Origin of the sequence: Novosphingobium sp. 63-713, assembly GCF_001898925.1 — a bacterium.
Taxonomy (GTDB): Bacteria; Pseudomonadota; Alphaproteobacteria; order Sphingomonadales; family Sphingomonadaceae; genus Novosphingobium.
Map to the genome: position 1 here is coordinate 92,108 of NZ_MKVS01000008.1, position 25,921 is coordinate 118,028.

Annotated in this window: 27 protein-coding genes, 1 tRNA gene and 1 pseudogene; 10 read left to right on the forward strand and 19 right to left on the reverse strand. The window is 64.3% G+C overall.

The genetic code is table 11. The features are described from left to right. Window positions 1-69: 69 nt before the first annotated feature. Window positions 70-1,101, reverse strand: coding sequence for a polyprenyl synthetase family protein (locus BGP00_RS05605; RefSeq protein ID WP_292690166.1), 1,032 nt, complete (start codon window positions 1,099-1,101; stop codon window positions 70-72). A 74-nt stretch (window positions 1,102-1,175) separates the two neighbouring features. On the opposite strand from BGP00_RS05605, the gene BGP00_RS05610 reads away from it, so the two are divergent. Next, window positions 1,176-1,496: a chorismate mutase gene (locus BGP00_RS05610; RefSeq protein WP_168604623.1), complete on the forward strand. Its 321-nt coding sequence runs from the start codon at window positions 1,176-1,178 to the stop codon at window positions 1,494-1,496. 203 nt (window positions 1,497-1,699) lie between these two features. Here the strand turns inward: BGP00_RS05610 and BGP00_RS05615 are convergent, their stop codons facing one another. The 3 genes from BGP00_RS05615 to BGP00_RS05625 all read right to left on the reverse strand — a co-directional run bounded on the left by BGP00_RS05615 (window position 1,700) and on the right by BGP00_RS05625 (window position 4,116). Then, window positions 1,700-3,031, reverse strand: coding sequence for a HAMP domain-containing sensor histidine kinase (locus tag BGP00_RS05615; RefSeq protein ID WP_168604722.1), 1,332 nt, complete (start codon window positions 3,029-3,031; stop codon window positions 1,700-1,702). Between the two features lie 93 nt (window positions 3,032-3,124). Continuing rightward, window positions 3,125-3,793 carry a response regulator transcription factor gene (locus BGP00_RS05620; protein ID WP_168604622.1) on the reverse strand — a complete coding sequence of 223 codons (669 nt, stop codon included), beginning with the start codon at window positions 3,791-3,793 and terminating at the stop codon, window positions 3,125-3,127. Between the two features lie 80 nt (window positions 3,794-3,873). Further along, on the reverse strand, window positions 3,874-4,116 hold the full coding sequence (locus tag BGP00_RS05625; RefSeq protein WP_246405060.1) for a PepSY domain-containing protein: 243 nt from the start codon (window positions 4,114-4,116) through the stop codon (window positions 3,874-3,876). 230 nt (window positions 4,117-4,346) lie between these two features. Here BGP00_RS05625 and BGP00_RS05630 point away from each other — a divergent pair, with 230 nt between their 5' ends. Beyond that, the gene (locus BGP00_RS05630) at window positions 4,347-5,018 is read left to right on the forward strand and encodes an SIMPL domain-containing protein (protein ID WP_273616418.1); all 672 of its coding nucleotides are present in this window, start codon (window positions 4,347-4,349) and stop codon (window positions 5,016-5,018) included. Window positions 5,019-5,059: 41 nt separating this feature from the next. After that, entirely contained in the window at window positions 5,060-6,853 is a 1,794-nt protein-coding gene (locus BGP00_RS05635) for an ATP-binding cassette domain-containing protein (RefSeq protein ID WP_292690163.1), read from the forward strand. 27 nt (window positions 6,854-6,880) lie between these two features. On the opposite strand, the gene BGP00_RS05640 is transcribed toward BGP00_RS05635, so the two are convergent. Then, window positions 6,881-7,354, reverse strand: coding sequence for a DUF6456 domain-containing protein (locus tag BGP00_RS05640; protein ID WP_292690161.1), 474 nt, complete (start codon window positions 7,352-7,354; stop codon window positions 6,881-6,883). A gap of 108 nt (window positions 7,355-7,462) precedes the next feature. Here BGP00_RS05640 and BGP00_RS05645 point away from each other — a divergent pair, with 108 nt between their 5' ends. Both BGP00_RS05645 and BGP00_RS05650 read left to right on the forward strand, forming a co-directional pair. Next, window positions 7,463-8,035 carry a helix-turn-helix transcriptional regulator gene (locus tag BGP00_RS05645; RefSeq protein ID WP_168604618.1) on the forward strand — a complete coding sequence of 191 codons (573 nt, stop codon included), beginning with the start codon at window positions 7,463-7,465 and terminating at the stop codon, window positions 8,033-8,035. Window positions 8,036-8,048: 13 nt separating this feature from the next. Next, the gene (locus tag BGP00_RS05650) at window positions 8,049-9,224 is read left to right on the forward strand and encodes a glycosyltransferase (RefSeq protein ID WP_292690231.1); all 1,176 of its coding nucleotides are present in this window, start codon (window positions 8,049-8,051) and stop codon (window positions 9,222-9,224) included. A 189-nt stretch (window positions 9,225-9,413) separates the two neighbouring features. Here BGP00_RS05650 and secF read toward each other — a convergent pair whose 3' ends face one another. The 3 genes from secF to yajC all read right to left on the reverse strand — a co-directional run bounded on the left by secF (window position 9,414) and on the right by yajC (window position 12,398). Continuing rightward, on the reverse strand, window positions 9,414-10,370 hold the full coding sequence (gene secF, locus BGP00_RS05655) for a protein translocase subunit SecF (RefSeq protein WP_168604617.1): 957 nt from the start codon (window positions 10,368-10,370) through the stop codon (window positions 9,414-9,416). Window positions 10,371-10,385: 15 nt separating this feature from the next. Then, on the reverse strand, window positions 10,386-11,960 hold the full coding sequence (gene secD / locus BGP00_RS05660) for a protein translocase subunit SecD (protein ID WP_168604616.1): 1,575 nt from the start codon (window positions 11,958-11,960) through the stop codon (window positions 10,386-10,388). Window positions 11,961-12,062: 102 nt separating this feature from the next. Further along, entirely contained in the window at window positions 12,063-12,398 is a 336-nt protein-coding gene (yajC, locus tag BGP00_RS05665; RefSeq protein ID WP_273616424.1) for a preprotein translocase subunit YajC, read from the reverse strand. A 297-nt stretch (window positions 12,399-12,695) separates the two neighbouring features. On the opposite strand from yajC, the gene BGP00_RS05670 reads away from it, so the two are divergent. The 5 genes and pseudogenes from BGP00_RS05670 (at window position 12,696) to accC (ending at window position 15,679) form a co-directional block, all read left to right on the forward strand. Continuing rightward, window positions 12,696-12,772: transfer RNA gene (locus BGP00_RS05670), tRNA-Pro, on the forward strand. A 167-nt stretch (window positions 12,773-12,939) separates the two neighbouring features. Then, window positions 12,940-13,194, forward strand: a pseudogene (locus BGP00_RS05675) (3TM-type holin); the annotation flags it as partial. A 66-nt stretch (window positions 13,195-13,260) separates the two neighbouring features. Further along, a complete protein-coding gene (gene aroQ / locus BGP00_RS05680; RefSeq protein WP_292690157.1) occupies window positions 13,261-13,695 on the forward strand; it encodes a type II 3-dehydroquinate dehydratase in 435 nt (144 codons plus the stop codon). 120 nt (window positions 13,696-13,815) lie between these two features. Further along, window positions 13,816-14,328, forward strand: coding sequence for an acetyl-CoA carboxylase biotin carboxyl carrier protein (gene accB, locus BGP00_RS05685; protein WP_292690155.1), 513 nt, complete (start codon window positions 13,816-13,818; stop codon window positions 14,326-14,328). 7 nt (window positions 14,329-14,335) lie between these two features. Beyond that, window positions 14,336-15,679, forward strand: coding sequence for an acetyl-CoA carboxylase biotin carboxylase subunit (gene accC, locus BGP00_RS05690; RefSeq protein ID WP_292690153.1), 1,344 nt, complete (start codon window positions 14,336-14,338; stop codon window positions 15,677-15,679). A gap of 261 nt (window positions 15,680-15,940) precedes the next feature. Here the strand turns inward: accC and BGP00_RS05695 are convergent, their stop codons facing one another. The 11 genes from BGP00_RS05695 to BGP00_RS05745 are packed head-to-tail and all read right to left on the reverse strand — an operon-like array spanning window position 15,941 to window position 25,872. Then, on the reverse strand, window positions 15,941-17,059 hold the full coding sequence (locus tag BGP00_RS05695) for an aminotransferase (protein ID WP_292690152.1): 1,119 nt from the start codon (window positions 17,057-17,059) through the stop codon (window positions 15,941-15,943). Window positions 17,060-17,069: 10 nt separating this feature from the next. After that, window positions 17,070-17,657 (reverse strand): TetR/AcrR family transcriptional regulator, encoded by a 588-nt coding sequence (locus BGP00_RS05700; RefSeq protein ID WP_292690150.1) that lies wholly within the window; start codon window positions 17,655-17,657, stop codon window positions 17,070-17,072. Window positions 17,658-17,672: 15 nt separating this feature from the next. Further along, window positions 17,673-18,404 carry a sulfotransferase gene (locus BGP00_RS05705; protein WP_292690148.1) on the reverse strand — a complete coding sequence of 244 codons (732 nt, stop codon included), beginning with the start codon at window positions 18,402-18,404 and terminating at the stop codon, window positions 17,673-17,675. Then, window positions 18,401-19,366, reverse strand: a complete 966-nt coding sequence (gene virB11 / locus BGP00_RS05710; RefSeq protein WP_292690146.1) for a P-type DNA transfer ATPase VirB11 — start codon at window positions 19,364-19,366, stop codon at window positions 18,401-18,403. Before virB11 ends, BGP00_RS05705 begins: the two co-directional genes overlap by 4 nt. Continuing rightward, window positions 19,363-20,370, reverse strand: a complete 1,008-nt coding sequence (locus BGP00_RS05715; RefSeq protein WP_292690144.1) for a TrbI/VirB10 family protein — start codon at window positions 20,368-20,370, stop codon at window positions 19,363-19,365. Before BGP00_RS05715 ends, virB11 begins: the two co-directional genes overlap by 4 nt. Next, on the reverse strand, window positions 20,367-21,029 hold the full coding sequence (locus BGP00_RS05720) for a TrbG/VirB9 family P-type conjugative transfer protein (protein WP_292690143.1): 663 nt from the start codon (window positions 21,027-21,029) through the stop codon (window positions 20,367-20,369). Before BGP00_RS05720 ends, BGP00_RS05715 begins: the two co-directional genes overlap by 4 nt. Next, entirely contained in the window at window positions 21,026-21,841 is an 816-nt protein-coding gene (locus tag BGP00_RS05725; protein ID WP_292690141.1) for a VirB8/TrbF family protein, read from the reverse strand. Before BGP00_RS05725 ends, BGP00_RS05720 begins: the two co-directional genes overlap by 4 nt. After that, window positions 21,838-22,983, reverse strand: coding sequence for a type IV secretion system protein (locus BGP00_RS05730; protein WP_292922918.1), 1,146 nt, complete (start codon window positions 22,981-22,983; stop codon window positions 21,838-21,840). The genes BGP00_RS05725 and BGP00_RS05730 overlap by 4 nt, the downstream gene beginning before the upstream one ends. Further along, window positions 22,983-25,307 carry a VirB4 family type IV secretion/conjugal transfer ATPase gene (locus BGP00_RS05735; RefSeq protein WP_292690137.1) on the reverse strand — a complete coding sequence of 775 codons (2,325 nt, stop codon included), beginning with the start codon at window positions 25,305-25,307 and terminating at the stop codon, window positions 22,983-22,985. The genes BGP00_RS05730 and BGP00_RS05735 overlap by 1 nt, the downstream gene beginning before the upstream one ends. Beyond that, complete coding sequence (locus BGP00_RS05740; RefSeq protein ID WP_168604604.1) at window positions 25,286-25,594, reverse strand: VirB3 family type IV secretion system protein; 309 nt, start codon at window positions 25,592-25,594, stop codon at window positions 25,286-25,288. The genes BGP00_RS05735 and BGP00_RS05740 overlap by 22 nt, the downstream gene beginning before the upstream one ends. Continuing rightward, a complete protein-coding gene (locus BGP00_RS05745) occupies window positions 25,591-25,872 on the reverse strand; it encodes a TrbC/VirB2 family protein (RefSeq protein WP_292690229.1) in 282 nt (93 codons plus the stop codon). Before BGP00_RS05745 ends, BGP00_RS05740 begins: the two co-directional genes overlap by 4 nt. Window positions 25,873-25,921 lie beyond the last annotated feature (49 nt).

A 25,921-nucleotide genomic window follows, 5' to 3' on the forward strand; every position in this document is an offset into this window, starting at 1 on the left:
GATTTTAGGGGAAAAGGGAAGTGGGCCTCCGGCGAGGGATTTCAGGTGCCTCCGGCGGGCAACTACCTCTTAATACCGCCGCGCCACCGAAAACAGCGCCGCTTCCTCCAGCGCCGAACGCATCTCGCCAGCGGGGAAAATACTCAGCGCATCAATCGCCTTCTGCGCATAATCCGCCGCGCGCTGACGGGTGGCCTCGACCGTCCCGTGGCGGGCGATGATCGCGATGGCCTCGGCCAGATCTTCGTCCTCGGCACGGAAACCGGCGATGGCGTCGCGCCAGAACTGCTGCTCTTCCTCATTGCCGGCGGCATAGGCGAGGATGACCGGCAGGGTCATTTTGCCGTCGCGGAAATCGTCGCCCTTGCCCTTGCCCATTTCGGCAGCTTCGGAGTCGTAATCGATGGCGTCGTCCACCAACTGGAACGCCACGCCAAGGTAGCGGCCATAGTCGTCGAGCGCATGCTCCTCGGCCTCGCTGCGCCCGGCAACAACCGCCGAAATACGGCAGGCGGCGGCGAAAAGCGCGGCGGTCTTGGCGGCGATGATCGAGAGGTAGTGTTCCTCGCTCGTCTCGATCTTGCGCTGGGCGGTCAACTGATCAACCTCGCCCTCGGCAATGATCGAGCTGGCGCGCGACAGGATGTCGAGCACGCGCAGCGATCCGGCCTCAACCATCAGTTCAAACGACCGGCTGAACAGATAGTCGCCGACCAGCACCGTGGCCGGGTTGCCATAGATGATATTGGCCGCCGCCTTGCCCCGGCGCAGGTCCGAGCCATCGACCACGTCGTCATGCAGCAGCGTGGCGGTATGGATAAACTCAACCGCCGCAGCCAGCGCATATTGCGCGCCGCCCGTATAGCCCACCAGTTCCGCCGCCGCGACCGTCAGCATCGGGCGCAGACGCTTGCCCCCGCTCGAAATCAGATGCCCGGCAAGCTGCGGGATCAGCGGGATGTCGCTCTGCATCCGGCTCAGAATCACGGCGTTTACCTCGTCCATCCCCTTGGCCGTCAGCGCCAGCAAAGGGTCGATCGAGGGCTGAGGCGCATCCATGGGCGCCCCAAGTTCATTCAAGGAAACGGGTTGGGCAGTCATCGGGCTCGCATTGCGCCGCATCCCGCGCAAAGGCAAGGCTGGAATCGACCATTGTCTCATGCTAGCGGCGCTTTATGGTTGAAACGTCACATCAGGGCAGCCTTGTTGCCACCACCGATCCGGTTCTGGCCTCTTTCCGGTCGAGCATCGACAATATCGATGCCGCGCTGATTCACATTCTGGCCGAGCGATTCCGCATCACCAAGGCCGTGGGCGAATATAAAGCCGCCCACACCCTGCCCGCCAGCGACCCCGGCCGCGAAGAGCGCCAGATCGCACGCCTGCGCAAACTGGCCGAGGATGCGCAGCTTGATCCTGATTTTGGCGAAAAATTCCTGCGCTTCATCATTGATGAAGTGATCCGGCATCATGAGAAGGCCAAATTGGGCGAGTAAGGGTTAAGGGGTAAAGATGCCTCCGGCGGGCAAAGGGACTCAGTCCCTTTGCAATCCCGTTATGGGGTTGCGCCATATTCGCGTCGGGGCGCTGTTCCGCGAAGCGGTTTAATAGCCTGCGGCGCGGCAAGGCTGATCTTATAGCACACTCACAAATATGGGGATTGCAAAGGGCCCCCGCCCTTTGCCCGGCGGAGGCATCCTTAACCTTTAACCTCTATCCCCCGCGCCCTGGGCAATCGCAACTTCACCAGCAACCCGCCCAGATCCTCACTCTCGTCCAGCTCAACGTTTCCGCCATAGATTTCCGCCACATCGCGCACGATAGCCAGCCCCAACCCCGTGCCCGGTTTGCCCGTATCCAGCCGCGCGCCACGGTCGAAGATACGGGTGCGCTCGGCCTCGGGGATGCCCATGCCGTCGTCCTCGACCCAGATTTCGACCAGTTCACCCTTGTCGCCCGCATCAATGGTGACGAAGACGCTGCCGCCGCCATATTTGGCCGCATTTTCGATCAGATTGCCCAGAAGGTCGTCCAGATCCTGCCGCTCGATGGCAACCTGTGCGTCATGCGATCCATCAAGGTCAAAGCGCGCATCGCCATAAAGTCGCTCGACCGCGCGCATCACCGATTTGGCCGCATCCCACACCACGGTGCGCGCCTGCCCCGCCCCGCGCCGCCCAACGGCTCGCGCGCGGGCAAGATGGTGCTCGACCTGTCGGCGCATCACCGCCGTTTCGCGCGCCACCGATTCGGCCAGATCGGGCTCCTTGGCCTGCGCCGCATTGAGCAGCACCGTCAGCGGCGTTTTGAGCGCATGGGCCAGATTGCCCGCATGGGTGCGCGCCTCCTCGGCCTGCCGCTCGTTGTGGGATAGCAGGTCGTTCAATTCCTGCACCAAGGGCTGCACCTCAACCGGCAGAGGGTCGTTCACCCGGTTGGCCCCGGTGCTGCGCATATGCGCGATGGCCAGACGCACGCGGCGCAGCGGCGAGAGGCCATACCAGCTCTGGATCGCCGCCATCAGCACAAGGCCAAGGCCCAGCACAAGGAAGCTGTCGATCAGGATCGTGCGGATGCGGCGGATCTGCGCGTCCAACTCATGGCGGCTCTCGGCCACCACGAACCACCATGTCGTATTGCTGCCCGGCAGGATGATCGAACGCTCCATGATGCGCAGGGGCTCGCCGGAAAACTGGCTCGAATCGAAAATATGGGCCTGCGTGTCCTGATGATCGGCCGAGATTTTCAGCGTGCGGTCCCAGAGCGAGCGGCTGGGGAAATCCTCATGTCCCTTGCCGCTGATCTGCCAATAGAGGCCGCTGTTGGGTTCAAGAAAACGCTGGTCGCCAAGGGGCCGGTTGAAGAACACCTCGCCGTCGGGGCCGATTTCGGCGCTGCCGATCATGCCGGTCAGCATATAGCCGAGCTGTTCGTCGAAATTGCGCGTGACCATCGCGGTCATCGCCCGATCCAGCGCCAGCCCGCCCGCCAGCAGCAGCACCAAAATCCAGCCCACCGCGATCAGCATCATGCGCCGCGCAAGGCTGCCGGTGTATTTCACCTGGTCAACCCTGCCCGTATCGCTCTTTGCTGTTTCCGGCGCTTGGGCGCTGGCCATTGTTGCTTATCCGCGCGCCGGCTCGTCAAGGCTGTAGCCAAGCCCGCGGATCGTGGTGATCACATCGGCGCCCAGCTTCTTGCGAATGCGCGTGACAAACACCTCGATAGTGTTTGAATCGCGGTCGAAATCCTGATCGTAAATATGCTCGATCAATTCGGTGCGGCTCACCACCTTGCCCTTGTGATGGAGCAGATAGGAGAGCAGCTTGTATTCCTGCGCCGTCAGCTTCACCGGCTCACCGGCCAGCGTGACGCGGCCCGAGCGCGTATCCAGACGCACATCGCCCGCGATCAGTTCGGACGAGGAATTGCCCGAAGCACGGCGGATCAGCGCCCGCAGACGGGCGATCAGTTCCTCGGTCTGAAACGGCTTGGCCAGATAATCGTCGGCGCCGCCATCCAGCCCGGCCACCTTGTCCGACCACGAATCGCGCGCCGTCAGCACCAGCACGGGGAACTTGCGCCCCTCCTTGCGCCACATGGACAGCACCGTCAGCCCATCGATTTCGGGCAGGCCAAGGTCAAGGATCACCGCATCGTAATCTTCGGTGCTGCCCAGAAAATGGCCATCCTCGCCATCGGTGGACAGGTCAACCGCATAGCCGGTCTGCTCCAGCGTTGTCTTGAGCTGGCGGCCCAGCGTGGGTTCATCCTCGACGATCAGGATCCGCATCTGGCACTTCCTTATTATTGGTCGGATTAACAGGGGAGATGGGCGCGGGGCACGCCTGCGTCAAGCAGCCGGGGCAAGGATCAGCGCCGCTGGCGCAGGATTTCCCCCGAACGCGCATCGACATCGACAAAGACCACACGCCCGTCTTTCACGAATTTCAGGCGATAGGCCATGGCCAGCGGGTCATATTCAGGCCCCAGATATTGGGCCCCCGCCATCATCGGCAGCACATGCGTTTCGATTTCGCGCAAGGATCGCACATTGCCCGCGCGCATTTCGCGCCGGGCCTCGCCCTGCGCTTCGCCCGGCCCGGCATGGGCCATCGGCACCGGCGGCAAAGCCAGCGCCGAAACCACCGCCCAAAGCGCCAGAGGGGCCATCATCAGCATAGAGGTGAGCCGTGTGAACATGGCGTCTGGGTTATCCGTTTGCGATTGAACACGATGTGAATAGAGAACATAGCGATTGTTCAGCCGGAAATGGAAGACAAGGGGGCCAAATGAAAAGATGTTATTTTCTGGCGCTATGTTTTTGCGCCTCACCTCAAGGGGCCTTGGCGCAGATCCCCTCGGCTCCCATGCTGACGATTGCGCCAAAGGGGCCGGTCGTTTCCCTGAATGTCGGTGACAGCGTGGAGCAAGCCCCCGACATCGCCATTCTCCATATCAGTCTGATCACCCGCAATCGCGAAACCCCGGCCGCCGTGGCGGCCAACAATGCGGGATTGGCAAAGCTGAAAACTGCCTTGATGGCAAAGGGCGTGCTTGCCTCGGACATCAAACAGGGCGGCCTTTCGGCCCATGACGAATTTGAAGGAGAAGGCGGCGCGCGCCATCGCAAAGGCTTCATGATCGAAAATTATATTCAGGTGAAATTGCGCAAGCTGGATGGCCTGAACGACGTCATGGGCGCGGCCGTGGCCGCCGGGGCAACCAGCACCGGCAATCTGCAATTCGACGTTGCCAACAAAAGCGCGATCATGGACCGGCTGATCGCCAACGCCACCGCGCAGGGCCGCAGCAGGGCCATGATCCACGCTCAGGCGAACGGTTTTTCCTCCGTGCGATTGTTGAGCGTTACCGAAAGCGAGGCGCGTATGGCCCTGTTTGCGCCCCCCGCCCCCCGCTTCATGCCCAGAGAGGGCGAGACTGTTCCCCTCGACCTCACTCCCCGCCCCGTCACCATTTCCGTGTCGCTGGCCATGGCCTTTGAACTGACCAACTGACGCGGCTTGCCATGGCCGCTGTTGCCCCCTAACGCGCGGCCATGGCAGTTGCACCTATTCTCAGCTGGGAAGGACTGAGCCTGATCCAGGGATCGGGCTGGCTTTTTCGCGACCTCGACATTTTCATCGCCCCGCGCGATCGGCTTGCGCTGATCGGGCGCAATGGCGCGGGCAAGACCACCTTGCTGCGCCTGATCGCGGGCACGCTGGATGCGGACAAGGGCAAGCGTTCAATCCAGCCGGGGACCAAAGTTGTCGTGCTGGAGCAGGACCCGGATTTCGGCGGTTGCCCGCGCCTGCTCGATTATTGCCTGAAGGGACCGGACGCCCCGCCCCAGCATGAGGTCGAATCCATCGCCAGCCAGTTGGGCATCGACCTGAACCGCGAGGCCGCCAGCGCCTCGGGCGGCGAGCGTCGCCGGGCGGCGATCTGCCGCGCTCTGGCCAGCGAGCCGGACCTGCTGCTGCTGGACGAGCCGACCAACCATATGGATCTGGCCGCGATCGACTGGCTGGAAAGCTGGTTGCAGCGCTATACCGGCGCCTTTGTGGTCATCAGCCATGACCGCACCTTTTTGACGCGGCTGACGCGGGCGACGCTGTGGCTGGATCGCGGATCGCTGCGGCGGCGCGAGGTCGGCTTTGGCGGCTATGAGGCATGGGAAGAGGAAGTTTACGCCAACGAGGCGCGCGCGGCCGAAAAGCTGGACGCCAAGCTGAAGCTGGAAACGCACTGGCTTTCGCGCGGGGTTACGGCGCGGCGCAAGCGCAATCAGGGGCGTCTGGAAAAGCTTTATCAGATGCGGGCACAGCGGGCGTCCATGCTCAGCCCCCAGGGCGCGGCCAAAATGAAACTGGCCAGTGACGATGTTAAAACCAAATCGGTGATCGTGGCCGAGGGCGTGTCGAAGAAATTCGGCGACCGCACGATCATCCGCGACTTTAACCTGCGCATCCAGCGCGGCGACCGGATCGGCCTTGTCGGGGGCAATGGCGCGGGCAAGACGACCTTGCTCAAAATGCTGACCGGGGAATTGGAGCCCGACACCGGGACGGTCAAGCTGGCGCAGACACTCTCGGGCGTGATGATCGACCAGCAGCGCAGCCTTCTTTCGCCCGAAAAGCGCATCCGTGATGTGCTGGCAGAGGGCGGCGACTGGGTGGATGTGCGCGGTGAGAAGAAGCATGTTCAGGGCTATCTCAAGGACTTCCTGTTCGATCCGGGCCTGATCGAGGCGCGGGTTGGCACGCTGTCGGGCGGGGAGCGGTCGCGGCTTTTGCTGGCGCGCGAATTTGCGCGGACTTCCAATCTGTTGGTGCTGGACGAACCGACCAACGATCTTGATCTGGAAACGCTCGACCTGCTGCAGGAAGTGATCGCCGATTACGACGGCACGGTGCTGATCGTATCGCATGACCGCGACTTTCTGGATCGCACCTGCACGGTCACACTGGGGCTGGACGGATCGGGGCGGGTCGATATCGTCGCGGGCGGCTATGCCGATTGGGAAAAGCAGCGCCAGCAGCGCAATGCTCCGGCAGCCAAAAAGGCGGCTGTGGCGGATAAGGCCGAGGCCGCGCCCGTGGCCATGCCCGTGCGCAATAAGGTCAAGCTGAGCTATAAGGACCAGCGCGATTACGACCTCCTGCCCGCCCGGATCGAGGCGCTGGACGGCGAGATTGCCAAGCTGGAGGCGGCGCTGGCGGATGGGGACCTCTATACGCAGAACCCGGCCCGCTTTGCTCAATTGACGGCGGCGCTGGACAAGGCCCGTGCGGAAAAGGATGCCTCTGAGGAACGCTGGCTGGAATTGGCGGAGATGGTGGAGGGGTAAGAAGCGGGAGGCATAATGCCGCCCCCCTCACTCGATCCGATAAAACTCCGCCACCCGATCAAGCGCCAGCTTCAGCACCAGCTTTCCCGAGCGCGCCGGCCATTCGAGCGATTTTTCGGCAACCGGCAGACTCTCGCCCGCACAGACCACGCGCCAGAGGATATCGGCCAGCCCTTTTCCGGCCACGGCCAGCGCGCCGTCAAAGCGGGCCTTGGCGGCGATCTGACGCTCTGTGGGATTGAGATCGCGGTCGTGGCGGCTGCCCCGGGTGACCACAGGCTCCCAACGCATCGACATATTCGGGGCCAATTGCGCCGTTTCCCAATCGGCGCGCAGCCGCTCGCCCGCATCATATTCGCGATCGGTGAGATGGCCGCGCGCGTGGAGCCATGTCAGGGGCGATTCGCACAAATTAACCGTCACGCTGCGCCCCAATCGGCGAGGTTTTCCGCGTCCAGGCCCCTCTGCGGTTAATTCCCGTTCGACAAGTTGCCGATTCATAGTAGTATCCCCTTAGGTTTCTTCTGCCATTCCTTGCAAAGAGTTTGCCAAGCCGGGCAAATTGTAGGAAAGTGAAAAAACCGGATTGGTTCGAGGGGTCGGCTAGTCATGATTAACCGCATACGTGATATTCGCAGACAAAAGGGCATGACGCTGGCAGATGTGGCCGCGCGCTGCTCACCGCCCACAACGGCGCAGACGATTGGCAGGCTGGAAACCGGCACGCGCAATCTCTCGCTCATCTGGATGAACCGGATTGCGCTTGCGCTTGAGGTGGATCCGGAGCTTCTGGTGCGCGGGGATACGGCCGAACAGGCCAAAATGGTCGCTCGCCTGACCGATGTCGGGGCCGAGGCCTTGACCACGCCGCGCGATGCCATCCTGCCTTCCGAACTGGTGGGTGAAGGCACGCAGATGGCGATGTCGGTGGAAACCGGCGCGGGTGACTATCGCAGCGGCGACCAGATCTGGTTACGCCAGATGCAGCCGGAAAGTTTCTCCAAGCTGGTTAACCGCGATGTGCTCGCGCCGCGTCCGGGAGGGCGATTCGTTTTTGGCCGCCTGATCGACCGGGACGAGCATCGCATCGCGCTGCTGCCTCCCGGCATCGGCCATCGCCAGTTGGTGATCGACAGCCCGCCATGGCTGGCTGTTGCCGAAATGTTAGTGAGGAAGCTGTAATCACCCGCGTATGATGCGCGTCCTCTCCCTATCCACCCTGTTCCCCTCGCCCGTTCGCGGGGGGTTCGGCAAATTCGTCGCCAATCAAATGGCGGCGCTTCAACGGCTGGGCGGGGTTGATCTGACCATGATCAACCCAGTCGGCTTGCCCCCTTTTCCGCTCAGCCTGCGCCAGCCCTATCGGGATTGGGCGCGATGCCCTGCGCAATCGCAATTGGGCGGGCTGACAGTGCTCCATCCGCGCTTCACGCTGCTTCCCATGATCGGCGGTGATGGCAATCCGAACCGGATCGCCCGCGCCGTGCTGCCATTGGTGCGGCGGCTTCATGCGGAAAAGCCGTTCGATCTGGTCGATGCGCAATTCTTCTTTCCCGATGGCCCCGCCGCCGCGATCATCGCGCGTGAACTGGGTCTGCCGCTGACGATCAAGGCGCGCGGGTCGGACATCCACTATTGGGGCGGTCGACCGGCGGCGCTGGCACAGATGCTGGCTGCGGCGGATCAAGCATCTGCGCTGCTGACCGTTTCCGGTGCTTTGGGGCGCGATATGGTGGCGCTGGGCATGGATCAGGCCAAGCTGCGCGTGCATTACACCGGGCTGGATCGCGGGCGCTTCAAGCCCATGCCGCGTGGCGAGGCCCGCGCCGCTCTTCCCGAAAGACTTGGTCTGACAATACCCGATGGCGCGCCGCTGCTGGTTTGCCCTGGCGCGCTGATCGCTATCAAGGGTCAGGCGCTGGCCATCGCCGCGCTGGCCGATCTGCCCGACGCGCATTTGGCGCTGGCCGGGACCGGGCCAGACGAGGCCGCCCTGCGCCAACAGGCCGCGCCCTTTGGCCCGCGCGTTCATTTCCTTGGACAGGTCAGCCATGACGCCCTGCCTCTGCTGATGAGCGCAGCCGATGCCGTCATCCTGCCCTCCGAGCGCGAGGGGCTGGCCAATGTCTGGATCGAGGCGCTGGCCTGCGGGGCGCCCTTGGTCATCCCCGATATTGGCGGCGCGCGTGAAGTCGTCACCTCTCCCATGGCGGGCCGGATTGCGGAGCGCAGTCCTCAGGCCATTGCGGCGGCGGTGGCCGAATTGCTGGCCACGCCGATGGAACAGGCAGATGTAGCCGCGCAGGTGGCGGGGTTTAGCTGGGAGGCCAATGCGGGGAGGCTGAAGGAATTTTGGCAGGAGGCAAGGTAGCCTCCGGCGGGCAAAGGGTCTCGACCCTTTGCAATCCCATGACTGGGCGGAGTAAAATCCCAAAGCTCACCGCGCCGCTGGCCATAAAATAAAAGCGGCTTCGCCGCATAAAGCAACAAAGCCGCCTAAAACCTATTAACGGGATTGCCAAGGGACAAGTCCCTTGGCCCGTCGGAGGCACACTAAACCTTAAGGCGCCTCATCCTTCGCCCCTTCACCCGGCACGAAGCTGGTCGGGTTGACCTTGAGCCAGATCAGCATCGGCGCTGCGGCGTAGATCGAGGAATAGGTGCACACGAAAATCCCGAGGATCAGCGCCGCCGAGAAACCAAAAATCACCTTCGGCCCCAGCAGCAGCAGCGCGATCAGCGTGATCAGCATCGTGCCCGAGGTCACCACCGTACGCGCCAGCGTTTCGTTCACCGACAGGTCGAGCAATTCCTCCAGCGGCATCTTGCGATACTTCTTCAGATTCTCGCGGATACGGTCATAGACCACGATCGTGTCGTTGAGCGAATAGCCGATCACCGTCAGGATCGCCGCCACGATGGTCAGGTCGAACTCCATCTGCGTGACCGCAAACAGGCCCAGCACCAGCGAGACGTCATGCACTAGGCTGACCAGCGCGCCGACGCCGAATTGCCATTCAAAGCGATACCAGATGAAGATCGAGATCGCGAGGCTGGCAAAGCCCAGCGCCTTAAACGCGGTCCAGCCCAATTCCTTCGAGACCTTGCCCGACACCGAATCGACGCCATCGACGCGCGCATCGGCGTGGTTCTGCTTGATGTTGGCCGTGATCTTCTTGGCCATGGCATCGGCCAGAGCCGCATCCTTGTCCGACCCTTCGGGCAGGCGCAGGCGGATCGAGATCTCGTTGGGCTTGCCAAAGGTCTGGATGATCGGCTCGCCATAGCCCAGCGTCTCGACCTCGCTGCGCAATTGCGCGATCGGTGCGGTCGGGCTTTGCGTAAAGGTCACGCGGATCATCTGGCCGCCCACAAAGTCCACGCCCATGTTCAGCCCATGGGTGAACATCAGCGTCCAACTGCCCAGCATCAGCAGGACAGAGATGATCGTGGTCGGCCACTGCCACTTCAAAAAGTGGAGATTGGTGTTGTCAGGGACGAGTTTAAGCAAACGCATGGAAATTCACCCCTATCAGATATGCAGGTCGGACGGGCGCGCGCGGCGCAGCCAGCCCGCCACCCACATGCGGGTGAGGAAAACGGCGGTGAACACCGAGGTCGCGATACCGATCATCAGCACCACGGCAAAACCCTTGATCGGGCCGGAGCCGAATTCGAACATCAGCACAGCGGCGATGATGTGGGTAATGTTGGCGTCAAAGATGGTGCGGCTCGCTTCCTTGTAGCCCAGCTCGACCGATTGCACGACCTTGCGCCCGCGCCGCCGCTCTTCGCGGATGCGCTCGTTGATCAGCACGTTGGCGTCAACCGCCGCGCCGATGGTCAGCACGAAACCGGCAATGCCGGGCAGCGTCAGCGTGGTGTTGAACACCGCCATGATGCCCAGAATCATCAGCACGTTGATGATGACCGCCGTGTTGGCATAGATGCCGAAGCGGCCGTAGGTGACGGCCATAAAGATCACCACCAGCGCGGTGCCGACCACCATGGCGATCATGCCCTTGTGGATCGAATCGGCGCCAAGGTCGGGGCCGACCGTGCGTTCCTCGACCACCTTCAGGTCCACCGGCAGCGCGCCCGAACGCAGCGCAATCGCCAGCTGGTTCGCGCTTTCCACGGTAAAGCTCCCCGAAATCTGGGCGCTGCCGCCCATGATCGGTTCGTTGATGTTGGGGGCCGAGAGCACCTTGCCGTCCAGAATGATGGCGAAAGGCTTGCCGACATTCTGGCTGGTCAGGCGGGCGAATTGTTCGCCGCCCTGATTGTCGAAGGTGATCGAGACGACCGCCTCATTGTGCTGGCTGAAGCTTTGCGTGGCATTGGTCAGGCGGTCGCCCTTGATGCCGCCCAGACGCTTGACCGCAATCGCGCCCTGCCCATTGGCAAAGGGCACGATTTCATCGCCGGGGGCCGCAACACCGCCCGCCATGCCGTTCTGATCGACCAGCTTGAATTCCAGCTTGGCGGTCTGGCCCAGCAGGGCCTTCAACGCGGCCGGATCCGACAGGCCGGGCACCTGCACCACGATGCGGTCGGCGCCCTGACGGATGATGGTCGGCTCGCGCGTGCCCATGGCGTCGATACGCTTGCGCACCACCTCGGTGGCGGTTTCCATCGCCTTGTCGATCGCGTCGGCGATGCCTTCCTTGGTCGGCGTCAGGACAAAGCGGGTGGTGTCGACCACCTGAATATCCCAGTCGCGCTTGCCCGAAAGCCCCGCGCCATTGGTCAGCGGCACCAGCACTTCGCGCGCAGCGTCCACTTCGGCGGCGCTGGCCACCATGAAGGAGAGCACGCCGCCCTTGGTGGAAATGTCGCCGTAATGCACATTGCCGGCCTTCTTCAGGGCGGCGCGCACTTCTTCTTCCTTGCCTTCAAGGCGCTGCGAAACCACCTGATCGGCATTGGCTTCGAGCAACAGGTGGCTGCCGCCGGCAAGGTCGAGGCCAAGGTTGATCTTGGGATTGGGCAGCGAGGAGGGCCAGTTGCCCCCGGCCCATGACACTATCGAAGGCACGGCGGCGGCCACGCAAAGCAGCGTAAGCGCCCAGTACCAAAGCTGTTTCCAGCGGGGAAAATCGAGCATGGGTTCATCCGGCTCTAGAAATGAGAAGCGGCCCGGAAAGGGGCCAAGGCAGCGCACATAAGAACGCCCCACAGCCGGTTCAAGCTGGGGGCGTCTATGTCATCAGTCGTTGGCGGGCTTGCCCGTGCCGGGCACCACCACGTCCGAAATGGTTGCCCGCACGGCGCGCACGCGCGTGTTAGGGGCGATTTCCAGTTCGAGGTAGTCGTCGTCGGCCTTGACCACCTTGGCCAGCAGGCCACCGGCGGTAATCACCATGTCATTCTTCTTGATCCCTTCCAGCTTGGCCTTCTGGGCCTTTTGCTGGGCCATCTGCGGGCGCAGGAACAGGAACCACATGACAATGCCCATCAGCACCAGCGGCAGGAATTGCAGCCAAGCGGGGGGCTGGCCACCGGCGGCGGCGGCGGAAAGAAGCGAAAGCGTTTGGATCGACACGGGAAAACACCCTTGCGCAGGAATAACAGGAACCGGATCTGGCCGATCAGGCAGGATAAATCCGCCTTCTCGCGCCTCCCCCGAAGTGACCGTGCGCCTAGCAGCTTATCCGGATCATATCAATGTGACGGGGCATGGGCGTGCGTAATGCCCGAAATGCCTGGGTTTTGACCCAAGCCCTGATCAGCAAGGCAAAAAAATTGCCAGAAAAATGCAAAAAGATGATTGCCATGCCGAAAAAGCCCTCCTATAGGCGCGCCTCCGGCAGGGCAACGCCCCACCGGAAACAACCAAGGTCGGGACGTAGCGCAGCCTGGTAGCGCATCACACTGGGGGTGTGGGGGTCGGAGGTTCGAATCCTCTCGTCCCGACCAATTGGTTTCAAAAAGGCGATTGCCCAGGCGGCGGTCGCCTTTTTTGTTGCTCGATTTCCTACGCAAACCGATTTGGTTATTTCATTCTCCCCAACAGGAGAACCCCTATGCCCGAATCAGCCGATCCGCCCGCCAATGGCCTGCCCGAGCTTGGACCGGCCCAGATCGAAGCCGCCTGCCCCGACCGCTATGTCAGCCGGGCGCGACCCAGCTTTCTCTATCTTATGTATGGCATGATCCTGCTCAGCCTGCCGATGGGCCTGCTCTCGGCGATCAGTGCGCCGGTGGCGGCGGCCATCAGCAATGGCGTCAAATTGTGGCTCAACAGCTTGCCCGATGGGCTCTACGCTTTGTTCGGCACCGGTTATCTGGGTTATACCGCCGCGCGCCAATGGGGCAAAGTGGCCGGAACGGACCGCTGAACCTTGCCCGCTCGACGCGACATTGTATGACGCCTGCAACGCAAACAGTTTCAGGCAGGCTTTTCCATGGCAACGACCATTTTCGTCCTCAACGGCCCCAATCTCAATCTGCTCGGTACGCGCGAGCCGCAGATTTACGGCCATGACACGCTGGCCGATATTGACGCCAGCCTGGCCAAGCGGGCGGCCGAACTGGGCGTTGCCGTGGATTGCCGCCAGTCGAACCACGAAGGCGACCTGATCGACTGGCTGCACGAGGCCCGCGCCACCGGCGCCAAGGCGGTGCTGTTGAACGCAGGCGCGTATACGCATACGTCGGTCGCGCTGCATGACGCGATCAAGGCGATCCAGTTGCCCGTGATCGAGGTCCATCTCTCCAATCCCCACACGCGCGAGGAATTTCGTCATAAGAGCTATATCGGCATGGCCGCCAAGGGCACCATCGCCGGTTTTGGCGCGAAATCCTATCTGATCGCGCTGGATGCGGCGGTTATCCTGTAAAATCGCCCGGAATATGGCCCTGCGGGTGGCTTGCCTTTGGTAAACGCCCGGTTTCCCCTTGCCTGACAACGGCCGTAGGGATAGGGGCCAAGCCTGATAAACCATCGCCAAGGGGATTTCATGGGCGACAAAACTGAAACGGGCCGCGACATCCAATCCGGCATGAACGTCGATGCAGCGCTGGTGCGCGAGCTGGCGGTTCTGCTGGGCGATACGGGCCTGACCGAAATCGAAGTGGCCGATGGCGGCCGCAAAATCCGCGTCGCGCGCAACGTCACCGTTGCTGCGGCGGCTCCGGCCTATGCGCCCGCGCTGCCTATGGCGCCCGCCGCCGCGCCGGTTGCGGCGGCTGCGCCTGCTGCTGCGGCCCCGGCTGCGGCCGCTCCTGCCGTGGTTGAAGGCACGCAGGTCAAATCGCCGATGGTCGGCACCGCCTATCTGGCGCCCGAACCCGGCGCGCCCGATTTCATCTCCATCGGCAAGGCGGTCAAGGCGGGCGACACCCTGCTGATCGTGGAAGCGATGAAGGTTATGAACCCGATCACCGCCCCTGTGGCCGGCACGATCAAGGCGATCAGCATCGAAAACGGGCAGCCGGTCGAATTTGACCAGCCGCTGGTTGTGATCGGCTGATAGAATTATGGCCATCAAACGCATCCTGATCGCCAATCGCGGCGAAATCGCTCTGCGCATCCATCGCGCGGCGCGGGAAATGGGCATCGAAACGGTGGCTGTGCATTCGACGGCGGATGCCGATGCGATGCATGTGCGGCTGGCCGACCATGCGGTCTGCATCGGCCCGCCCGCGGCCAAGGACAGCTATCTGAACGTGGCGGCGATCATCAGCGCGGCGGAAATCACCGGCGCCGATGCGATCCACCCGGGCTATGGCTTCCTTTCGGAGAACGCCCGCTTTGCCGAAATCGTCGAGGCGCATGGCCTGATCTGGATCGGGCCCAAGCCTGAACATATCCGCACGATGGGCGACAAGGTCGAGGCCAAGCGCACCGCTGGCGCGCTGGGTCTGCCGCTGGTGCCGGGTTCTGACGGCGCGGTCTCGGAGATCGAGGACGCCAAGCTGATCGCGGAAGATGTCGGCTATCCGGTCATCATCAAGGCGGCCAGCGGCGGCGGCGGTCGCGGCATGAAGGTCTGCACCGGGCCGGATGAACTCGAAACGCTGATGCAGCAGGCAGGCAGCGAGGCCAAGGCCGCCTTTGGCGACGCCACGGTCTATATCGAGAAGTACCTCGGCAACCCGCGCCACATCGAATTCCAGGTGTTTGGCGACGGCAATGGCAATGCCATCCATCTGGGCGAACGTGACTGCTCGCTGCAGCGCCGCCACCAGAAGGTGCTGGAAGAAGCCCCCTCGCCGGTGATCGGCGCGGAGGAACGCGAACGCATGGGCGGCATCGTGTCGAAGGCCATGGCCGACATGGGCTATCGCGGCGCGGGGACGATCGAATTCCTCTGGGAAAACGGTGAGTTCTACTTCATCGAGATGAACACCCGTCTTCAGGTGGAGCATCCCGTTACCGAAGCGATCACCGGCGTCGACCTCGTGCGCGAACAGATCCGCATTGCCGATGGCCTGCCGCTCTCGGTGCGTCAGGACGAGCTGGAATTCCGTGGCCATGCCATCGAATGCCGCATCAACGCCGAGGATCCCTTCACCTTCGCTCCCTCGCCGGGGCTGGTGGAGAATTTCCACGCGGCGGGCGGCCTGCATGTGCGCGTCGATAGCGGGCTCTATGCCGGTTATCGCATCCCGCCCTACTACGATTCGATGATCGCCAAGCTGATCGTTTATGGCCGCACCCGCGAGGGCGCGATCCTTCGCCTCAAGCGCGCGCTTGAGGAAATGGCGATTACGGGGCCGAAAACGAACATCCCGCTCCATCAGGCGCTGCTGGACGTGGATGATTTCAAGACCGGCAATTACACGATCAAGTGGCTTGAGGAATGGCTGGCTAAGCGCTGATATTCCTTAAGTTATCGAAAAGAGGCCGGTGGGGAGATATCCTTGCCGGTCTTTTTTTGTGCCTCCGGCGGGCAAAGGGTCTCGACCCTTTGCAATCCCTTTAATGGGGCGTTTGGTTTGCGGGCATCGCGCTGATTCCGCGAAGCGGTTTAATAGCCTGCGGCGCGGCGATCTCACGCAATGTTGATCCGTTGGCTCAACCTAGACAGTCATGGGATTGCAAAGGGCCCCCGCCCTTTGCCCGCCGGAGGCATCCTTACCCTAAACAAACCCCGCCCTAAACCCGGCCAACCTCTCCACCGCCTGATCCAGCGTATCGCCCCGCTTGGCATGACACAGCCGTAGATAACCCCGCTCCGGCCGATCCGCATAGAAGGCCGACACCGGGATCGACCCCACGCCCGCCTCACGGACCAAGCGCTGAGCCAAAGCCTCATCCTGCGCAGGCAGACCCGAAGCCGCCAGATCAACCGTCACAAACCACGTCCCCGCACAGGGCAGCACGCAAAAACCGGCCTGCGTCAACCCGCTCACCAGCCGCGCCTTGCTCTCGACATAGCGGGCGCGATGCGCGGCAAACCAAGCCTCGCCCAGCGCCAGCCCTTCGGCCACGGCCCATTGCAACGGGGTGGGGGTGGTAAAGGTGATGAACTGATGACTGGCCGCAACGCGCTCGGCCAATTCGGGCGCGGCCACCGCCCAACCGATCTTCCACCCAGTCAGCGAGAAGATCTTGCCTGCCGAGCCGACCTTGACCGACCGGTCGCGCAGCGAGGGAATATCCAGCACCGAAAGCGGCTTGCTGCCATCCAGCACCGTCGCCTCCCACACCTCGTCCGACAGCACATAAATCCCATGCCGCTGCGCCAGAGCGCCAATCTCCTCCAGCGTGGCGCGATCCAGCACGGTGCCGGTGGGATTGTTGGGCGTGTTGAGGATAATCAGCCGCGTCTTGTCGGTAATCGCGTCCGCCAGTTCGTCGAGATCAAGGCTCCACGCCGGAGGCCGCAGATTGACCAGCCGCGCCACGCCCCCCGCCCGCGCCACCAGCGGCAAATAGGCGTCATATAAGGGTTGAACGCAGATCACCTCGTCACCGGGCCGCACCAGCGCCAGAATCGCGCTGGCCAGCGCCTCTGTCGCGCCGGAAGTCACGATCACCTCCGCCGCCGAAACGCCATACAGCCCCGCCACCGCCCCGCGCAATTCGGGCAGGCCGCGCATCGGCGGATACTGATTGCTGCGTTCCACCAAGGCCCGCTGGGCCGCGCCGATCACCTCGGGCGGCTCCTCCATATCCGGAAATCCCTGCCCCAGATTGATCGCGCCCAGATCGCGGCAAAGCCCCGACATCACTTCAAAAATCGTCGTCTGGCTCATAAATCCCCGCTCACAAATCCCCCAGGGCGTGCAGCGCAAAGCGACGAAACTGCATCAGCCTTTCATCCCGGCTCTCGCGCCCCTCGCGCCGTGCATCGCGGGGTGGCACATCCAACGCGGCCGCCGTAACAAACCGGATGCGCCAGCCCAGCGTCGCCTCATCCACCCCCGGCAGTACGGCGGCCAATTGCGCCTTCACCTGCGCCACGCCATCGGCAAACATCGCCCATATCTCGTCATGCAGCGCAGGCGCGGCGCGCGAAAAAATCTCGTCCAAAACCACGATGGCGCGATAATCCCCGCTCATCGCCGCCTGCGCCCATAGGGGCTGGATCAGCGCATCGACGCTGGCCTCAAACCCCTCGCCGCGCGCCAGCCAGTCGGCCCGGGCATCGGCAATCATCGCCCCATTGCGCAGCGCCAGTTCGCGCAGCAACCCGTCCGTGCCGCCAAAATGATAACGTATCAGCGCCGAATTAGCCCCCGCCGCCCCGGCAATCCGTCTCACGGAAAGCGCATGGACACCCTCGCCCACAACAAGCGTTTCGGCCGCCAGCAACAGGCGCGCGCGGGTTTGGGCTGGCGTATCCTCGGTCATATCGGGCCAGCCCTATCAAACCGCGCGCGCCCCGCCAATCCCGGTCAACCGTTCAAACAACACCCGATCATGGGCCAGCCTCTTCATAATATAGGCCCGATCCGCCGCGTCCGGCGGGGCCGGATAATCCATCTGGGCCCGCGCATTACGCCGCAAAGGCTCCACCGCGCCAAACGGCGACACCCCGGCAAAAGCCGCCACGCGCGCCAACACGCCCTTATGATCGCGCGCCAGTTCCGCGCTTTCAATGAACAGCAATTGCCGCCGGGGAAACAGCGCCATGGCCCGCGCCACCTGCATCCCATAAGCGCTGCGCTGGATATAGGAGTGATGGCGCAAGCCCACCTCTCCCGCTGCGATCCGGCCGCGTTCTTCGCGGATGGCGCAGGCAAAGGGCATGGCCTCATCCTCCCGCGCATATTCCATGCACCACTGCGACCATGCCCGCTCCACCGGATCGCGGCTCAGAAAAATCAGCCGCGCCGCCGGATTATAGGCCGCAATCCGCTCCATCGCGCCGGGCCAGAAGCCATAGATCGGCGTGGCATCGACGCGCATCCCCGGCCCGACAAACCGCGCCTCATAGGCGGCATAGTCGGGCCGCGCCCAATCGACGCCTTCATCGTCGAAAAAATGCAACTCCTTGGGCCCCGCGCAAATTTCGGGATGCTGCGCCAGATAGGCGTGCAGGCTGGTGGTCCCGCATTTCTGCCCTCCGGCAATGAACAGGCCCACGCGACCACTCATGCCGCACCCCGCGTGGTGATGATCCGGCTGACCCGCCGCACGCCGTCGCGCCGCTCCAACTGCACCACCACATCGACCACCGATCGCGCATAATCCATAATATCCTCCCGCCCCAGCCCCAGCCCGGCCTGCAGGACAATCAACCCCAATTGCTCAATCGCCCCCTCCGGGCTGTCGGCGTGGATCGTGGTCATCGAACCGGGATGGCCGGTGTTGACCGCGCGCAGGAAACTGTAGGCTTCCCGCCCCCGCAACTCGCCCAGCATGATCCGGTCAGGCCGCATTCGCAGCGATGCCTGCAACAGATCCTCCACCCCCACCTGCGCCTCGCCCATGCTCCCGCGCACCGCCAGCAGCCCCACCGCATTGGCATGGGGCACACTCAGCTCCGCCGTATCCTCGATCGTCACCAACCTTTCCCCATGCGGGATCTCACGGATCAGGGCATTGAGCAGCGTCGTCTTGCCGCTCGACGTCCCCCCCGAAATCAGGATATTGCGCCGTTCGCGCACCATCGCGGCCAGATAATCGCCCATCCCCTGCCCATCCCCCGGCGCGGGTACAGGCGCAGACGGCGCCATCCCCTGCCGAAACTGCGCTCCGTCAAACATCCCCTGCGCGCCCAGATCGCCCAGCCCCAGATCGGCCACCACATGTTTGCGGATCGCCAACGCCATCCCTTCGCGCGCGGCGGGCGGGGCCACCACCTGAACCCGCGCGCCGTCGGGCAGTGTGGCCGCCATCAGCGGATGCTCGCGGCTGATGCCTTGATGGCTGATCCCGGCCACGCCCCGCGCGATCAGCCACAACCGCACCTCGTCCACTTCCGGCACATCATGGCGCTCCATCCCTCCACCCATCCGCTCCACCCAGATTTCACCGGGCCGGTTGACGAAAATATCGGTCACATCCCCCTGCGCCAGAAAGGGCGCAAACGGAGCCAGCCATGCCATCAGCATCATCGCCCCCCCGGGGTTCCGGCAAAATCGAGATCATGCGCAACCAGCACTGCGATCACCGCCCCCTCGCTCACCTTCACCGTGGCGGGGCGATTGACCGAGGGCACCAATTGCTGCCCCAGACTTTGCCCCGCGCCGCCCAGATAGACCGCAGTCCCGCCCCGGCTGACCTCCGCCGTCGCGACATTGACGCCCAGCGTCAGCGCCGATTGCAAAACCGCGCTGCCGATCTTTTCAATCGCATGGGTATCCACCCGCCCCGCAATCCCGGCCCCGCCCATCGCGTCGCTGGCGGGCGAGGCAATGCGGATCGCCACCCCATCAGGCCGGATCAAGCGGTTCCACAAGACCATCACCCGCCGCTTGCCCGCGCTATTGTCGGCCTTGAACTCACCGATCAACCGGCTGCCGCGCGGGATCAGCACACGCGTCCCGTCAAACCCGCGCACATCGGCGCTGATGATCGCGCGGGCCAGGCCCGGCCGGTCGGAATTGAGCGGCGTTTCCAGCGTCGCGGCCATGATCGTCCCTTGCGGGATGGTGCTGGCCCGGCTGCGGATCAGAGTGGCATGGGCGGTGTCATCAACCGGCGCGGAACCTTCAGGCTTTGCGCCCTGAACCGCCGCCCCCATGCCCGCCGTATTGTCGATCACCAACGCAGATTCGCGATTGGCCGCCGGACGCAGCGGCGCAGGCGGCGCATAGGCTGGCGGGGCAAAAGCCACCGCAGGAGGCATATAGGCCACCGGCGGCGGAACAGGCGGCGCAATCCGTCGCAACATGACCGGATGCGGCGCCACCACCGACGTCCGTTCAACCGGCAGCACCAGCGGCGGCGGCGGCACGCTCAGCATGACCTGCGCCTGCGGTTTAGGCGGCGGCTTCCTCTGCCCCTGCATCCAGACGAACAGGCCCAACCCCAGCGCGCCCGCCACCCCCAGCATCACCGGCAGGGGCAGCATATCGCGCGGCGGGGTCACCTTTGGGCGAATATCGCGGCCGCTCATGGCGCGATCCTCCGCCCCTCGGCCCGCGCATGGCCCGCGATGAAGGTCAGCCGCGCATAAACCCCCTCCACCACATAGAACCCATCGCGCATAGCGCCATTGACCAGCGCCCGCCCGCCTGCTCCCGCGCCATAGACCGCAGGCATCGCCGCCCCTTCGGCCCAGCGCATCCGCGTCACCGCACCATCATCGCCAATTTCCACCGGCCAGAGCGCGTGATCCCCACCCAGCCGATAGCGCCCCACAACCACCGGCCCCGCCGCCACCGGCGCGGGATAGGTAAAGCTCAGGAGATAGGGCTGAACCCCTTCGCCCGGCGCGGCGCCATAGAGGGTGAAATTATAAGCCCGCGCATCGCTCAGCACCGTCAGATTGGTGGTCGGCGCATAGCCAACCGGCTTGATAATCAGGCTGTCGGCGCGCTTGTTGGTCTGCACCACCCATCCCGCGCCATCGCCCAGCGTCACCGTTTCGATCCGCTCATCCGCGCCGAACCGCACCGTCAACGCAAAGCCGTTGGCCACACGCAGCGCCACCACCTCGTCCGGGTCATAGGCCACCGTCTGCACATGCGGATCGCCGCCGCCCGCGCGCGGCGTGATCTCGGCTACGGCGGGCGTGCCCCCCATCAAGGCAAAGGCGAGCAGCAGGCGCATCATGGCTCTCCTCCGCCCGGCTGCACGATCTGGGGCGCCCGGTGAGGATTGCGGAAAGGATAGGGGCGCGGCTGCACCACTGTGGGCGCAACCTCCCGCACTGTTTCCGCAGGGGCCAAGGCCACGGGGCGCGGCGCGGCGGGCAGGGCGACAGGCGCGGCCGGAGGCGCCTCCTGATCCCGGCGATAGGCGGTCACCTGAAAGCCCAGCGGATTAACCCATCTGTCCTCGATCCGCTGCGGCGCGCCGGAAAAGCGGTAATGCACCAGCGCCACCCAATAATCGCGCCCCTCCGCCCGATCCGACCAATAGCGCACCATCGCCTGACCGGCGCCCATCGGCGTCACGCTCTCCACGCCCACATGCACCACCTTGGCGCGGCCATAGAGGCTGATCGGCCCCTGCGGATTGCCCGCCTGCATCAGCGCCAGATAATCGCGCCGCGCCCCATCGGCCGACCACAGCGCGACCTTGCGATACTGCTCCTCTACCGTGGCGGCATCATAGCCTTCGCGCGCGATAACATATTGCGCCAGCAGCGATTGCGTCAGCGCCGCGTCCGGGCGAACCGTCTGGGGATGGATGCCCTCCAGCGTCTGGGTAAAACCGGTGTGGCTGTCGACCAGCAGCGTATAGGGCACCACGGTCTTCATCGGCGCCAGCGCGATCATGGCCAGCGCCTCCAGCCCCGCCACGCCCACCGCGACGCCCGCCACGATCCACGCCCGCCGCGCCGAGCGGGCATAGGCCGTATCACGCTGCCGCGCCCAACTGTCGGCCTGTTGATAATAGGCGATCCTCGTTTCCTCGCTCATGCCGCCCCATTCCCGTTTCGCGTATCCCGTTGCCGCGCCGCGCCGGAGATCCGGCCCCTCCGCCGCGCCGCCGCGCCGCCCGTTTGGCCCAATGGTGCCAATGCGGCTCTCCCTCGCTCGCTGTTTCGTTCAATGTGCATTTCCTCGCGGCGCAGGCTGCGCATCGCGGCCTGCGCAATATGTTGGGCGCGAGTGGTGCTGTAGGTCTGCCGGGTCCGGTGCGAACCGGGCGTCTGCGCTGATACTGCGGGGTGGAGGGGAGACGAAACCGCCCGCTCCTCAATCGTCGCGCCTTCGGGCAAACGGATCGTCCAGGCCGCGCGCATCACCCCCAGCGCCACCACCGCCAGCAAAGCCGCAAACAGCCCCGCCCCCGAGGCGATCCGCCCCGCTATCGCATTGGCCCCATCGCCCCCCAAGGCGCCGAGCAGCGACGCCACCTGCGGCCCGATCACCGCCAGTTCCAGCCCGAGCACCATCGCCCCCGCCAACGCCGCCAGCATCGCCCCTGCAACGGCCCGCAGCCAGCCCACGAACAGCCCCTGCGCGCCCACCAGCAGCAGCGCCCCCACAAACAGCGGCCCCAGCCCCAGCAGCAGCGCGATCACCAAACGCGGCGCCATCAGCCCCGCCAGCGCCGCCCCCGTCAGCCAGCCACTGGCCCATGCCACTTGGCCACGCGCCTCGCTCGAAAGGACATGGCCGCCCTGTTGCACCTTGTCCTCGGCGGTCTGGGCCGCATCCACGCGCAGGGCCTCGTCCAGATCGCCTGCGATTCCATCAAACCGCGCCGCAAGACCATAACGCGCACCATCCGCGCCGATCACCGAGAGCGCCAGGCTCTCCGGCCCCTCGATCCCCACGCGATAGGCCGCCGCCTCCCACGCGGGCCATTGCGTGGTCAGCGCCAGTACAACCCCGATGCGCAGCGCCAGCATCAGCCCGTCGCGCCCGCGCGCCTGCCCCAGCATCAACCGATAGCCGATCAACGCCACGGCAATCGTCAAAGCGGCAGTTAACCAAGCGCCGCCGCCCAACACCCGCCAGCCATCCTGCGCCAGCCCCAGTACCCGGCAATCGGCCAGCGCCAAAACCCCGCCCACATAAGGCCCGGAAGGATCGAACGCTCCGCAATCGGCCATCATCCATCCCCCAACAGGCGCGGCAGCCAGCAGGCCGGATCATCCCCCACCTCAGCCCGGATCGCATCCAGCCGCCGCACATGCGCCTCACGCCCCGACAACACCGTCAGCCAGCGCGCGCCATTCTTCATTGCAAGGCGCAGGACCACGCTTTCCCCGCCCTGCTTGACCAGAAAGCATCGCGCCGCATCGGGCATCGCGCGCACCAGTTCGAACTCATGCAGGGTCAGGCCAAAGCCATCGACATAATCCACCGCCCGTGCCTTGGGGTTGGCGGTGAAGATCTGGGTCGCCGTCTGCTCGACAATCGCCCCGGCGATCCGGCTGGCCAAGGCATCCTCGGCATTTTGCGTGACAAAGCCCAGAATACCGCCCCGCTTGCGAATGGTTTTCAGCCAGTCACGCAGCCGCCCGGCATAGATGTCATCATCCAGCGCCTTCCACCCCTCATCGACCACAATGATCGCGGGCATGCCGTCCAGCTTGGCGTCCACCAAATGAAACAGCGCCATCATCAGCGGGGTGCGCAGCACCGGATGGTCCAGCACCAGCGTCATGTCGATCCCGACCACATCATGCGTCAGATCGAGGCTGTCCGCCCCCTCATTGTCAAACAGCCAGGCGTGTTCGCCCACCCCCCACCATGGCCGCAGCCGCGCCGCCAGATCATCGGGCGTAGGCCGCGCCCCTCCGCGCAGCAGGGCAGCAAAATGGCGCAGCCGCCGCAATTCGGGCGGGGCCAGATAGTTGGCCTCCACCGCCGCCCGCATCACCTCCATTTCCGCCGCATCGCGCAGCCCGCCCACAAGGCAGCCCAGCCAGTCGAGCAGAAACGCCCGGTTGCCCGCCGTATCGGGCAGGCGCAGCGGGTTCAGCCCCGAGGGGCGATCAGGCCGCATTGCCTCATAGGCGCCGCCCATCGCCCGGATAAAGATTTCCCCGCTGCGATCCTTGTCAAACAGCACGATGCGCGGGGCAAAGCGGCGGGATTGGGCGAGCAGGAAATTGGTGATGACGGTCTTGCCGCTGCCGCTGGGGCCGATCACGGTGAAATTGCCCAGATCGCCATCGGCGTGAAAGTTGAAATGATAAGGCCCCGCCGCCGTGGTTTCAAACAGAGCCACCGCATCGCCCCACGGATTGCCCCGCGCGCGGCCCAGCGGGAAATTATGCCCGCTGGCAAAGGCGGCGAAATTGGCCGAGCCGATCAGCGCGCGGCGGGTTATATAGGAAAAATTACCCGGAAACTGGGCCCAGAAGGCCGGCTCCATCCCCACATCCTCACGCACCGCCACGATGCCCAGATCACCCAGCGCCGCCAGCACCTCGGCCACGCCCGTATCCACCTCGCGCTGGTCCTCGCCCATGATCTGCACGCTCAGGTGGTGTTCGCCAAAACCGGCGCGCCCTGCCGCCACTTCATCCTTGGCCTGCGTCAGTTCCTCACGCAGGCTGATCGCCTCATCATCGGCGGCGCGCATCCGGCGCAGCGCGCGGTTCATCCGGCCAAGGCTCTCCCCCCGGTCCACAAAGGCAAAACTCTGGCTGATGCTCATCGCAAAGGGCAGGCGCAGCAGATCGTCGAGCATCCCCGCCGTGGTCTGGCCCGGATAGTCCTTAATCGAGACCATCGCGCCAAAACCATGCCCGATTTGCACCGTATCCTGACCAAAGGAGACGCGGGCGCGAGGCAGATGATGGCCGACATCGCCATGGGGCAGCAGCATCGGCGCCATATCGCCATGGAACAGCGCGCCCAGAAATTCGAGCAACTCGCTGCACACGCCATGGCCCGCGTCATAGGCCCCCAGCCGCCGCGCCCCGTAGGGGGCCAGCGCGGCCAGCACCTGCTCGACCGCCGCCTCCAGCGCGCGCAATTCGCCCGCCATCTCCGCCCCCTGCGCCCGGCTCCACAGGCGCCGCACTCGCGCCGGGCGGCGGATGACGGTGATGAACAGGTCATTGGTGTAAAGCCGCCGCGCCGCCAGCCTTTCGCGCCATGCCTCGTCCAGCCCCGCGCTGAAGGCATCAGGGAAAGCGCCCCCCAGCTCAGGCTCCACCCGGCGACGCAGGATATGGTGATAGAGGGCAAAACGCGAAGAGCCGATCGCCCGCAGCATCGCCTCACGCATGTCCTTGCGATAGTTCAGCGTATCGCCATCGGCGGTTTCAAACATCAGCCCGTCGATGCGGATCACCTGCATCAGCGCCCCGTCGCGCAGCGCCAGCGTGGCATCATCGACCAGATGCGAATAGGGCAGATGCGCGCCCGCCGCCGCCTCTCCAGCGTAATCGGGCGCCTTTACGGCCGATAGGAATTGCATTGCCAGAACCGGTAATGCCGCACGCGCGGACAGCGCATGGCGCGGACCATCCAGAGATCGAACCGGCGCGGTTCATGCAGGCAGGCAAGCGCCCCCAGCCCATGCACGCCCAAGGCCAGCGCCACCACCCATGCCGAGCGCAGCAACAGGAACGCCTCGGTCGAGACAACCAGATTGAGCACGAAAAACGACCATGTGACACCCGCGAACATCTGGGGCCGGGTCAGCCCCACAAACAGCGTATCGCGCGCCAGAGGGGCCGAGGATGGCGCGGAGCGCCCGTTCATTGCCCCATCCCCGCCGCCAACTGGATGCCCGCCACGATGCTGGCCGCGCCGAACAGGACGAAGCATCCAAGGATGACGCTAGCCCCGTATCGCCAGTTGATCCGCCCGGTCAGCATCATCATGCCCACCACCGCCACGGCCACCACAGCCGCCACCGTGGCCACCGAACCCATCAGCGTCCCCTGAACCCAGCGCAGCGCGCCGACGATGGGGCCCGAACCGGCCGGGTCGGCCGCGCCATAGGTTTGCGCCCAGGTTGGCACAGCCCAAAGCGCCATCAAAAGCCCGGCCATCCGACGATAATAGGGGAGAAAATCCTGTTTCATG